We start from the raw sequence: 11,805 nt of genomic DNA, 5'->3' as shown, positions 1-11,805 counted from the left end.
TATCTAGGGACAGATTGAGCAGTTGAGGATTTCAAAAAACGGGCAACCACATCAGCGTGAATTTTCACGCCTCTTAGAGGGCCTGGTAACTTTGCCGACTTGTCGCTGATGGTATTGAGGACTAGAGTTATTGATTACGGATTGACTAATCTGTAAGGATCGTTAGGCAATATCAGTATCAGATAAATAGCGAGCGGAGTTACCGTATTTCTCTTTTCATTGAATCCTCCTAAATCTCTCCCTTGGCTTTAGCACTTTTTGGGAGAAGTGATAGGCTTAAAAATAAAGTTAAGAGAGCCTTCGTGATAGAAGTAATTGCTGCGAAATTTAATATAACTACTAAAAATATTGTTACTTATTCATTAGTCTTAGTTGAAACGATTCTGGCTTTCGCGGCTGGCTTTGGGTTTATTGCTTTAGGCATTGGTGGTGGAGCTTGGATTTTGGGCGGAATTGCCGCTGGAGCCCTAGCTTTTTATATTTACCGAGCTCGATTCAGCGATCGCATAGAGCCTAACCGTAATTTGAGAAAGCTGGGCCAAATGATTGTCGGCTTAACGGTGGGTTTTTCGATTCAGCCGCATAACCTAGAAGCCATTACAGCTCAGCTACCAATTTTTGTCTTTCTTGCTTTATTTTTGTTAGCTAGCGGGGGCTTAATTGCTTATATCTATTCTCGGTTACAAAAAACAGATTTACTCACTGCTACCCTAGCCACTGTACCTGGCAACATCGGGATCATGGCGAGCCTAGCAGCAGACTATGGCAAAAGCACTGCCCTAGTTTCCTTAGTGCAACTCATTCGTTTTACCACTTTAATTTCAGCGATTCCGCTCATTGCTAACGTTTCTCATCCCTATGACATTCACACAGCGATCGCGACTCTCACTCAAGACCTATTTAAGCTGAATTCAACTTACTTATTTCTCCTAGTTTTGGTGCTCAGTTTAACAGCTTTGGTTGTTTCTGCGGCAGGTAAACTGAAGATTCCTGTAGCTGCTTTTTTAGGTTCAATTGTGGTGGGTATAGCTCTAAATTTCTCGTTTGCTGCTCTGCCACTAACTGCCCAAATAGACTTTAGCTTTTCACCTTTATTTAAGGTGATCGGTCAAATCCTTTTAGGGATCACAATTGGAGAATATTGGGGACTTAATCCCAAGTTTAGTCGCGCTACGATTGCCTATGCTTTGGTGCCTGTGACATTGACCTTCTTCGCAGGCTTACTCTCGGCAGGAATTGCCATGCTGCTGACGCCTTGGGATTGGCTCACTTGTCTGTTGGTGACGGCTCCGGGAGGCTCTCCAGAAATGATTTGGATTGCTTTGGTCTTACATCACGATGTTGAGATTGTCACAGCGGGGCATCTAGTCAGGTTGATCGCCATTAACTTCTCCTTGCCCGCTTTAGTTTCCCTAGCGTGCTACCTAGAAGAGCGCTTGAGCAACGGTGTTAACAACCCAGCCCCAGTTTTAGAATCTATTCCAGCCGCTAATCCAACCTCCAAACAACGCTGAAGCTCATTCCTGCGTAGCCAATACTTCATGGCAACCATCCACCCGCCACAATATCGCTTGGATAGTGAACCCCTGAGTAAAACTGTGTCCAAGCGATCGCCACCTATTTGGCGTGGCGATCGCAAAATTTTACAGTCGAGGCGGCATAATTTCTACTTAAAGGTATAGTTTCTGCCTAATTACCAAACAGACAAATCGTCTATAGGGAATAGCTTAAGATTTCTAGCACCGAGGGTCACTCTGAGCGGAACCTAGCTCCTCTATAATGAGTGAGGCTTGATATTGCATCAAGCTACCTTAGTTCCCCTAACGAAGGCCACTTCTTCAAGGACTAAACGATAGGACTCAAAATTTTAGTCAAATTTTAGTTCAGGCCTATTCGTTATTCTTCAGTCGCTGCTTCAAGGAGCTAGGTTAAAACCTGGAATGGAGTTGTCACTGGAGATGGGGTGGTAAAGAGGAATGGGTAGCAAAATTCATGACATTCTCGATCAGCATGGAGCTGAGCTACTAACAGAGTGGCTGCAAGTCATCACGGCCAGCCATCGGCGGGGGCTGCTTAAGGAAGGAGAGCTGCGCGAGGAATGCCGAGAGTTTATTCATTTGTTTCGTGAAGCCGTACGCCAAAATAGCTTGAGCGACGTTTATTCAGCGCCTTGGAATGAGGTTCGGGGGCTGTTGAGTAATATTTCTCGGATGCGTTCCCAAAAAGGCTTTACTCCCTCAGAAACTGCTAGCTTTGTCTTCTCCTTTAAGCAGCCATTGTTTGCTCGTCTGCGCCAGGAACTAGCCCAGGACGGAGAAGAGTTGTTGGAGAATGTCTGGACCGCGACTGCTCTACTCGATAAGTTGGGGCTATTTACGACAGAGGTGTATCAGAAGAACCGAGAAGAGGTAATTCTGCGACAACAGGAAGAGCTGCTAGAGCTATCAACTCCAGTCGTCAAACTCTGGGAGGGCGTTTTAGCTTTGCCCATTATTGGGACGTTGGATAGCGCTCGGACGCAAGTGGTGATGGAGTCGCTGCTGCAAAAGATTGTCGAGACAGGATCGGATTTTGCCATCATCGATATTACTGGTGTGCCCACCGTAGATACGCTCACTGCTCAGCACTTACTCAAAACGATTACAGCAGCTCGCCTCATGGGAGCAGAATGCATCATTAGTGGCATTCGGCCCCAGATTGCTCAAACCATTGTCTATCTAGGGGTTGACCTGGCAGGCGTGACGACCAAATCTAGTTTGGCCGACGCTTTTAAGCTAGCGCTTGAGCGCACAGGCAGGAAGATTATTCGCACTCAAGGTTAGGGAGGGAGGTGCTATGGAACGCATTCCAATTCTCCAAATGGGCGACCTGCTGTTGGTGACGATTCAAGTTGATATGCACGATCGCCTGGCTATGACTTTGCAGGACGATCTGACCACGCGCATTAGTCAAGTTGATGCTCGCGGCGTCCTGATTGACATTTCTGCCCTAGAAATTGTGGATTCGTTTATTGGTAGAGTCTTGGGCAATATTGCCAAAATGGCCCAAGTTCTAGATGCAGAAACCGTGGTCGTGGGGATGCAGCCAGCGGTTGCGATTACTTTAGTCGAGTTGGGCTTGTCACTGACTGGCATTCGCACTGCTTTGAATGTCGAAAAAGGCATGGCTCTCTTGCGATCGGCTGTGCATCGAGATTTGAATGAAGACGAGAGCCCCGTCTTGCCAGAGGAGCCTACAGGCATCTATGGAGAAATGTGAAATCATGAGTATCCAATCCTCGGCTGATGTAGTGCTAGTGCGGCAAGCGGTGCGTCAGGTGGCCATTGAGATCGGGCTCAGCTTGGTGGACCAAACCAAAATTGTGACCGCAGCCAGCGAATTGGCTCGGAACACGTTGGACTATGGTGGGGGCGGCACTGCGACTCTAGAGACTGTGCAAGTCGGTGCCCGAAGAGGGGTGCGCTTAACCTTTGCAGACCAAGGGCCTGGTATTCCTGATCTTGACCTTGCCCTGAAAGACGGCTACACCACAGGAGGTGGATTGGGCATGGGTTTGAGCGGAACAAAGCGCCTGGTGAACGAGTTTGAGCTTGTTTCTCAGGTTGGTCAAGGAACCACGGTGACGGTAACAAAATGGAAATAAAACGAATATGACCCACCCCATTGTTCTCTCGATGGTAGAGCCGAGTCAGGTTGGAGAAGCACGACGCAGAGCCGCATCTCTAGCAACGCAGCTTGGCTTTAGTGAGGTAGAGCAAGGCAAGGTGGGAATTGTCGTGACTGAAATAGCCAACAATCTGATTAAACATGCTCAAGAGGGGGCTTTGCTGCTGCGATCGCTAGAGCGCCAAGGTGTCGCAGGGCTAGAAATTCTTTCTCTTGATCGGGGACCAGGAATGCGGGATGTGAGCGAGTGCCTCAGAGACGGCTTCTCCACGGGTGGCACTTCTGGAACTGGGTTAGGCGCAATTCAACGTCTCTCCGATCAGTTTGAGGTCTATTCCGCTTCCCCAGAAGGAACCGCGATTTTCTGCCGGCTGTGGGCGGGTTCTGCCTGCCCAGTCTATGCAGCGGGTGAGTTAGAGATTGGGGTAGTTTGTTTACCTATGCAGGGTGAAGAGGTGTCAGGAGATGCCTATTGCAGCCAATTTGTCGGCGATCGCCATCTCTTACTCATCGCCGATGGGTTAGGACATGGACCGATGGCAGCCCAAGCCTCCCTGGAAGCAGTAAAGGTGTTTCAAGAAGCAGGCGATCGCACTCCATCCGAGCTGATGGCGGATATGCATGCAGCTTTGCGGAGCACGCGGGGCGCAGCAGTGGCGATCGCAGAAGTGAACTTGCAGGAACAGAGGGTGCAGTACGTTGGAGTTGGCAATATCGTGGGTAGCCTTTTGGCGACTGACCAGCCGATTGAGCGCAGTACCAATATGGTTTCTCACAACGGTACTGTGGGCTGCGAGATGCGAAAAAATCAGACCTTTACCTACTCGTGGAAGCCGAAAGGGATACTGATTATGCATTCCGATGGTTTGGGGACAAAATGGCGCTTAGATCGCTATCCTGGCTTGGTCAACCAGCATCCCAGCCTGATTGCAGGAATTCTCTATCGAGACTTTAACCGAGGACGAGACGATGTGACCGTGCTGGTTGCGCGTGAGGTGAACTGAGATGAGTACAGTGCTGCTAACTCTCGAAATTCGCTATGAACAAGATGTGGTCCTAACCCGCCAACGAGTTCGACAAATTGCAGCGCTCATTGGGTTTGACGCACAAGACCAAACTCGAATTGCTACTGCTGTCTCAGAAATGGCTCGCAATGCCTTTCAGTATACGGGAGGCGGCAGAGTTGAGTTTCGCTTGGAAGGTCAGTCGCCCCAGAGTTTCTTAATCATCATCCGCGACCAAGGACAAGGTATCCCGCAGCTTGAGGACGTTTTGCAAGGACGCTATCACTCTGAAACGGGAGCAGGGCGGGGCATTGTCGGGGCACGGCAACTGATGGATCAGTTTCAAATTGAGTCTTTGCCAGGACGAGGCACGACTGTGGTTCTAGCTAAGCAGTTGCCTCGGCAAGTCACCGCTCTCAACAGCCAGCAGATCACAAACATTGTTAATGAGTTAGTCCAGCGATCGCCGCAAAATCCCTATGAAGAGGTACAGCAGCAAAACCAAGAACTCCTCCAAGCCTTAGCGGAACTCCGTAAACGAGAAGAGCAGTTAACGCAACTCAACCGAGAACTAGAGGATACCAATCGAGGAGTCGTGGCTTTGTATACCGAGCTAGATGAGAAGGCAGACTCTCTAAAGCGAGCCAATGAGCTAAAGACCCGCTTTCTCTCGAATATGAGTCATGAGTTCCGGACTCCCTTGAACTCAATTATGTCTCTGACGCGATTGCTGATGGATCGAACAGATGGCGATCTAACGTCGGAGCAAGAGAAACAAGTCACTTTTATCCGTAAATCAGCGGCGGGACTCTCGGATCTGGTCAATGACCTTCTGGATTTAGCCAAGGTAGAAGCGGGCAAGACGGCTGTTCACCTCTCTACGTTTGAAGTTGATGAACTATTTGCGACGCTGCGGGGGATGCTGCGACCGCTTTTGGAACATAACTCTTCTGTTTCCCTGCTTTTTGAAGAACCTATAGATATTCCAGCAATCCATAGTGATGAAGGCAAAGTGGCGCAGATTCTCAGAAATTTCATCTCGAATGCTCTGAAGTATACCGAGCAGGGGGAAGTGCGAGTGTCTGCGGTGAGGGCTGGCGATCGCGTGGTACTCTCGGTCACTGATACAGGAATTGGCATTAGTCCACAGGATCTAGAACGGATTTTTGAGGACTTTATTCAAATCGAGTCGCACTTACAAAAGCGGGTGAAGGGCACTGGATTAGGCTTGCCACTCTCGCGCAAATTAGCAGAACTTTTGGGGGGTGATGTCGCGGTAACAAGCACTCCAGGGAGCGGTTCTACCTTTTCAGCCACCATTCCTTTGGTCTATCCTCATCTGCCTGAAGGAGTGCCGATCGCCCAACCTGATTGGCAGTTTGACCCGCAGCGCTCGCCCGTGCTAGTGGTGGAAGATCATGCTGAAACCCTTTTTACCTACGAGAAATATCTCGAAGGTTCAACGTACCAGTTAATTCCAGCGCGTACACTAGAACATGCCAGCCAGGCCTTAGCCCAAGTGCAACCCGTAGCCATTGTTTTGGATATTCTCTTGGAAGGAGAAAACACTTGGTCCCTTTTGACGCAGCTAAAGCAAGATCCCGCGACCCGATCTATTCCAGTTTTGGTAATGAGTGTGGTAGATAATGAGAGACAAACTAGGAATCTGGGCGCGGACGCATTTCTGGTTAAGCCTGTAGATAGGCTGTCATTGCTCAAGCAACTAAATATGTTAATTAATCAAAACCAACAACAAAAACTGTTGCTGATCGATGATGACCTGGTGGCTCGTTATCTGTTGAAACAACAGTTGTCTCAACTGCTGCCTCACATACCCCTGTCGATTCTAGAAGCCAGCAATGGATACGAAGGAATTCGCTTAGCGCAATCAGAACAGCCTCAGGCGATAGTCTTAGATTTAGTCATGCCAGAGATGAGTGGCATTGAAGTGCTGGACCAACTGAAGCAGCAGCCTGCCACGAGTAGTATTCCGGTGATTATCAACACATCGCAGCTCTTAGAGGCAGAAGAGAGCCAGATTTTAGCTGAGCGGACGGTGGCTATTCTCTCCAAAGAAAATTCCTCAGCCGAGGTTGCGATCGCCAAGCTCCAAGAAGCGCTGATCAAAGCGGGATTAGTGCTGGAGGCGGGGGGAATCGAGCATGGCTGAGGAGTCATTGATCAAGATTTTGCATGTAGATGACAATGAATCTAATCGGTATATTGTCTCTCGGATTCTGCGAAATGCTGGATTTATCGCCCTAGAAGCCGAAACCGGCTATGCGGGATTGCAAGTCGTCACAGAGCAATCTCCCGACTTGGTAATTCTGGATGTGAAGCTTCCTGATCTCAATGGCTTTGAAGTCTGTCACCAGATTAAAACGAACTCCAAAACAGCTTTTATTCCTGTTTTACATCTATCTGCTAGCTTTATCGAAAGCCGAGATAAAGCCCAAGGCTTAGACAGTGGTGCGGATGCTTACTTGGCCCAGCCGGTGGAACCTATTGAGCTACTTGCCACCATTCGCTCGCTGTTACGCATCCGGCGGGCAGAAGATGCCGCTCTAGCTTTGGCCAAGGAATGGCAAATCACCTTTGACTCGATCAGTGATGGCGTTGGCCTACTCGATCGAGAGGGAAATTTTCTCCGTTGTAATCGGGCACTGTCTCAACTTTTAGGCAGACCCGTAGAAGACATTATTGGATATTCTCAACAAACCCTCATTGAGAAGTTTTTAGGCTACACAGACATCACTCCTTTTGCTCGGGTCCAAGTGACCCAACAGCGAGAAATTCAAGAAGTTCAGTTTGATTCTCGATGGTTTTTAATTACAGTCGATCCAGTATTTAACTCCGAGGATATCTTTACAGGCGCAGTTTATCTCCTGACGGATATCACAGAGCGTCAGCGAGCCGAAGCAGAACGAATTCAACTACTCAATCGAGAACAAAAAGCACGAACGGAAGCAGAGGCAGCCAACCGGGTAAAAGATGAGTTCTTGGCAACACTTTCTCATGAATTGCGATCGCCCCTGAATGCTATGTTGGGCTGGACCCGTTTGCTAAATACGCGCAAGTTCGATGAAGCGACTACAGCGCGAGCGATGGAGACCATTGAACGGAATGCCCGCTCCCAAGCTCAGCTCGTAGAAGATTTGCTGGATGTCTCCCGGATTATTCAGGGCAAGCTGCGATTAAATGTCCGTCCCATTGAGCTGAAGGCAATCATTGAAACTGCCCTGGAAACGGCGGGGCCAGCTGCAGAAGCAAAGGAAATCCGTTTGCAATCTGTCCTCGACCCAGGGAGTGGGTGCGTCGCAGGAGATTCAGATCGTCTACAACAAATTATTTGGAATTTATTATCTAATGCCATCAAGTTCACACCCAAGGGTGGACGAGTGCAAATCCGCTTAGAGCGAGTGCATTCTCATGTTGAAATTGCTGTCAGCGATACAGGCCAAGGAATTAGCTCAGATTTCGTTCCTTATGTGTTCGATCGCTTCCGCCAAGCGGATAGCTCTATCACCCGTTCCTATAGTGGCTTAGGCTTGGGGTTGGCGATCGTCCGTCATCTAGTTGAGCTGCACGGCGGTACAGTAGAGGCTTATAGTCCTGGTCCGGGAGAAGGCTCAACTTTTACAGTCAAGTTGCCCCTCATTCCGGTGCGGATTGAGGAAAGTAATACAGAACGCATTCATCCCACCGTTGCCCAAGCAGTTCCTTTTAATAATCCTCCTTCTCTAAAAGGCGTCAGGGTCTTGATTGTAGATGATGAAGTAGATGCACGAAACTACCTCTTAGCAGTGCTAGAGCAATGTGAAGCCGAAACCTTAGCAGCAACATCTGCTCAAGAAGCCATAGAACTCCTTTTAGCTCAAAAACCCGATGTGCTGGTTAGTGACATTGGGATGCCGGAAGAAGATGGATACAGCTTAATCCACCGGATTAGGGCTTTACCAGTAGAGCAAGGAGGCTCAATTCCTGCTGTAGCCTTGACAGCTTATGCCCGCACTGAAGACCGCACGCGAGTGATTGCGGCTGGATTTCAAATTCATATCCCTAAACCAGTCGAGCCAGCAGAACTAGCCACTGTTATTGCTAGCCTCGCGGCAAGAAATCGAAAACTTTAAGCCAAACGCCATTCGCCCAGATGGGTGATCTATTGCTAGGTTCCCGAAAACGCAATTTTGGAGCTTGTAGATCGCAATATCAAGCCCACACACCTTCGAGAAGAGCGTTCATCATGGCTTACACCAATGCCCAATTCCGCAGTATTTTGAATGGTTACGGTTTCGGTTCCTCTCCCGAGCCCGATCCTAACTTTCCCATCTCCAGCTACGAAGGACCACTCGTTGACAGAACTACAGTAGAAGCTATTAGAGCCTTCCAAACCTACTTTAAACTTAAGGTAGACGGCATTGCTGGTCCGCTCACAATGGCAAAAGCAGAACAAGCGATGCGGATTTTGCAAGATAATCTCAACCGGGTGATCCGAGCCAATATTCCTCAGAATCAACCGTTTTATGGTCCTAGAACCGTTGCTGCGGTTAAAGAGTTTGAGCGCCGCTATGCCTACAACGTGGATGGCGTTGCCAATCTCGTAGTTCGTCAGCGCCTCAATGACCTAGCCCGTGCTGTTGTTTAGTTTTTCTCCCTTAAGAGCTGGATTGCTATAGATGAAATTTCTACAGGGGGAGATCGCCATTCTCCCCTACACATTTATATCCGCTCGATCCCCTGAAGCCTGAGAGGGAGAGTGATCAAAAACTCAGCACCTTGACCTAAAGCAGAGAAACATTCAAGCTGACCCAAATGTTTTTCAACGACCACCTGGTAGCTGATGGATAAACCTAACCCCGTACCTTTACCAATCGGTTTGGTGGTAAAGAAGGGTTCAAACAAGCGCTGTCTGACAGGTTCTGGGATGCCAGGCCCGTTATCCGCAATCCTAATCTGCACTTGCTGGGCATCAAGCTTACGAGTCCGAATCGTAATGGTGCTAGGGGTTTGTTTGATTTCTTGAAGCGATCGCTGGCTATCTCGTTCATTCAGTGCATCGATCGCATTCGAGAGCACATTCATAAAGACTTGATTTAGCTGTCCGGCGTAACATTCCAATAGAGGAAGATTGCCGTAGTTTTTGATGATCTCAATGCCGCGATGGTTAGGCGTATCCTTAATACGGTTATGGAGAATCATCAAGGTGCTATCAATGCCTTCATGGAGATTCACTGACTTAACCTCGGCTTCATCCATGCGGGAGAAGTTACGCAGCGCTAGCACAATCTTTTGAATGCGGTCTGCTCCTACTTTCATAGATGACAGTAGGTTGGGCAAATCTCCTGAGAGGAACTCTATATCAATGTCGGCCATCTCCTGTTGAATCTCTGGATGAGGCTGCGGGTAATGTCGTTGATAGAGAGCCAGCAAATGCAGCAAGTCCTGCATGTACCCATCGGCATGAGAGAGGTTGCCATAAATGAAATTTACGGGATTGTTGATCTCATGCGCCACACCCGCCACGAGTTGCCCCAGACTAGACATTTTCTCGGTCTGGACTAATTGTGCTTGGGTTTGCTGGAGGGCACGGAGTGCTTGCTCTAGTTGTTTGGTCTGAGCTTGGGCGGTCGCTGCAGCCGCACGGCTTTGTTCGTACAGTTTGGCTTGATCGATTGCGATCGCCAAATTGTCGCCCACTGCTTGCAGTAAGGCTACCTCTGAATCATCCCAAGTTCGGTTCGCTTGAGTCATGGCGCAACAGATAACACCAATCTCACCAGATTGAGTATGAACAGGGAGCGTCAGCGTGGAAGTGTAGCCTAAAAAGGTAAAGAATTCCCGAGTAGTTGGGTCAGGCTCCCTTTGCACATCGTCAATGCGAACACCCTCTCGTCTTAAAGATTTCTCAGCTAAGGGCAGAATGTCTGCATCGACGTTTTTAAATCCTAATAAGCTGTCGAGGGCAGGATCTTTTGCTTCTTGAGTGATCTCCCAATAAGGAGGCGTAGTATCTTGACAGTAGCGGACAAACAAACAGCGATCGAGCTGCAACAAAGATTGAATTTCCCTTACCGCCGTTTCTAGAGTTTGGTTGAGGTTTAAGGAACTCCGAATTTGATTAGTGAGCTGATTGAGCAGTTGTTCGCGCTGGGCTTTTTCTCTCAGCTTGGCCTCTGATTGCCTCAGAGCTGATTCAAATTGCTTGCGATCGCTGATATCTGTTGAAATACCGCCCGTTGCGCAAACTTCGCCCTTAGCATTAAAAATAGGGAACTTGACGGAGAGATAAGTATGTAAACCGTCAGCCTGTGGTGCTAACTCCTCTACCGTGATTGCTTTGCCAGAGGTCAATAGGATTTGATCGTTTCTCCAGTGCTCATCAGCGACATGTTGGGGAAAGAGATCATGACTGCTCTTGCCGCAAATCTGGTCGGCACTCATCCCTGTCAAGATTTCAAACTGGCGGTTCACACGGGTCAACCGACCTTGTGTATCCCTCAGGTAAATAACAGCGGGACAGTTGTCAATAATGGCCTGTAACTCTGCTTCATTTTCGCGCAGGGCTGCCTCGGCTTGCTTGCGTTGGGTAATGTCTTCAGCCAGTAGCATGACGCCCGCGATGGCACCCGATCGATCTTGCCAAGAGCAAATTCTCCATTGTCGCCAAGCGATCGCCCGATCTGATCGTTGAAACTGTTCTTCGACACAAAGCTCAGTGACTTCCGCTAAGCACTGTTGGTGAGCAGCACTCAAGGGATGACAGTGCTGAGGAAAAAATTCGTAATGCGATCGCCCTGTGATATTTAGCTGATCTAACCCCAAGTCACTCAACCACCGCTGACTGGTGATGAGATAGTTCATGTTGCGATCGAGCAGGGCAGCAGCAAAGGGGAGATTCTCAACAAATAGATAGCAGAGTTCCTCACGCTGTAAGTGACTAGAGGCAGAGAGGTTCTGAGGCATGCTAAATAATTTTTTCTGGGGCTAGGTTAATCACAACTGTTGTAGCTACAGCATCTCTATCTATCCGTAGTCAGCCTGACCATAGATGGGCAGACAGTTGATCAGTATCACGGCTGGAGAAGGGTAAACATCCGTGGAATCTATGATGATTTGAGCAAGAATTAATTCGCAA

At 48.6% G+C, this 11,805-nt stretch carries 10 protein-coding genes; 9 read left to right on the top strand and 1 reads right to left on the bottom strand.

Features of this window, described 5'->3' with window-relative positions; genetic code table 11:
- Positions 1-302: 302 nt before the first annotated feature.
- The 9 genes from NDA01_RS16180 (at position 303) to NDA01_RS16140 (ending at position 9,315) form a co-directional block, all read left to right on the top strand.
- Positions 303-1,514, top strand: a complete 1,212-nt coding sequence (locus NDA01_RS16180) for an AbrB family transcriptional regulator (protein ID WP_348228736.1) — start codon at positions 303-305, stop codon at positions 1,512-1,514.
- 27 nt (positions 1,515-1,541) lie between these two features.
- Positions 1,542-1,682: a hypothetical protein gene (locus NDA01_RS16175; RefSeq protein WP_348228734.1), complete on the top strand. Its 141-nt coding sequence runs from the start codon at positions 1,542-1,544 to the stop codon at positions 1,680-1,682.
- Between the two features lie 294 nt (positions 1,683-1,976).
- Positions 1,977-2,822, top strand: a complete 846-nt coding sequence (locus NDA01_RS16170) for an STAS domain-containing protein (RefSeq protein WP_348228733.1) — start codon at positions 1,977-1,979, stop codon at positions 2,820-2,822.
- Positions 2,823-2,835: 13 nt separating this feature from the next.
- Positions 2,836-3,258 (top strand): STAS domain-containing protein, encoded by a 423-nt coding sequence (locus tag NDA01_RS16165; RefSeq protein WP_190440152.1) that lies wholly within the window; start codon positions 2,836-2,838, stop codon positions 3,256-3,258.
- A 4-nt stretch (positions 3,259-3,262) separates the two neighbouring features.
- Positions 3,263-3,643, top strand: a complete 381-nt coding sequence (locus tag NDA01_RS16160; RefSeq protein ID WP_242017051.1) for an anti-sigma regulatory factor — start codon at positions 3,263-3,265, stop codon at positions 3,641-3,643.
- A 7-nt stretch (positions 3,644-3,650) separates the two neighbouring features.
- On the top strand, positions 3,651-4,670 hold the full coding sequence (locus NDA01_RS16155; RefSeq protein ID WP_348228732.1) for an ATP-binding SpoIIE family protein phosphatase: 1,020 nt from the start codon (positions 3,651-3,653) through the stop codon (positions 4,668-4,670).
- A gap of 1 nt (position 4,671) precedes the next feature.
- Positions 4,672-6,840, top strand: coding sequence for an ATP-binding protein (locus NDA01_RS16150; RefSeq protein WP_348228731.1), 2,169 nt, complete (start codon positions 4,672-4,674; stop codon positions 6,838-6,840).
- Positions 6,833-8,800, top strand: a complete 1,968-nt coding sequence (locus NDA01_RS16145; RefSeq protein ID WP_348228730.1) for an ATP-binding response regulator — start codon at positions 6,833-6,835, stop codon at positions 8,798-8,800. Before NDA01_RS16150 ends, NDA01_RS16145 begins: the two co-directional genes overlap by 8 nt.
- Positions 8,801-8,913: 113 nt before the next feature.
- Entirely contained in the window at positions 8,914-9,315 is a 402-nt protein-coding gene (locus NDA01_RS16140) for a peptidoglycan-binding domain-containing protein (RefSeq protein WP_190549863.1), read from the top strand.
- A gap of 74 nt (positions 9,316-9,389) precedes the next feature.
- On the opposite strand, the gene NDA01_RS16135 is transcribed toward NDA01_RS16140, so the two are convergent.
- Positions 9,390-11,633, bottom strand: a complete 2,244-nt coding sequence (locus NDA01_RS16135) for a PAS domain-containing protein (RefSeq protein ID WP_348228729.1) — start codon at positions 11,631-11,633, stop codon at positions 9,390-9,392.
- Positions 11,634-11,805 lie beyond the last annotated feature (172 nt).

This window comes from Trichocoleus desertorum AS-A10, from assembly GCF_039962155.1.
Taxonomy (GTDB): domain Bacteria; phylum Cyanobacteriota; class Cyanobacteriia; order FACHB-46; family FACHB-46; genus Trichocoleus.
This window is presented reverse-complemented; position numbering and strand designations above follow the sequence as displayed.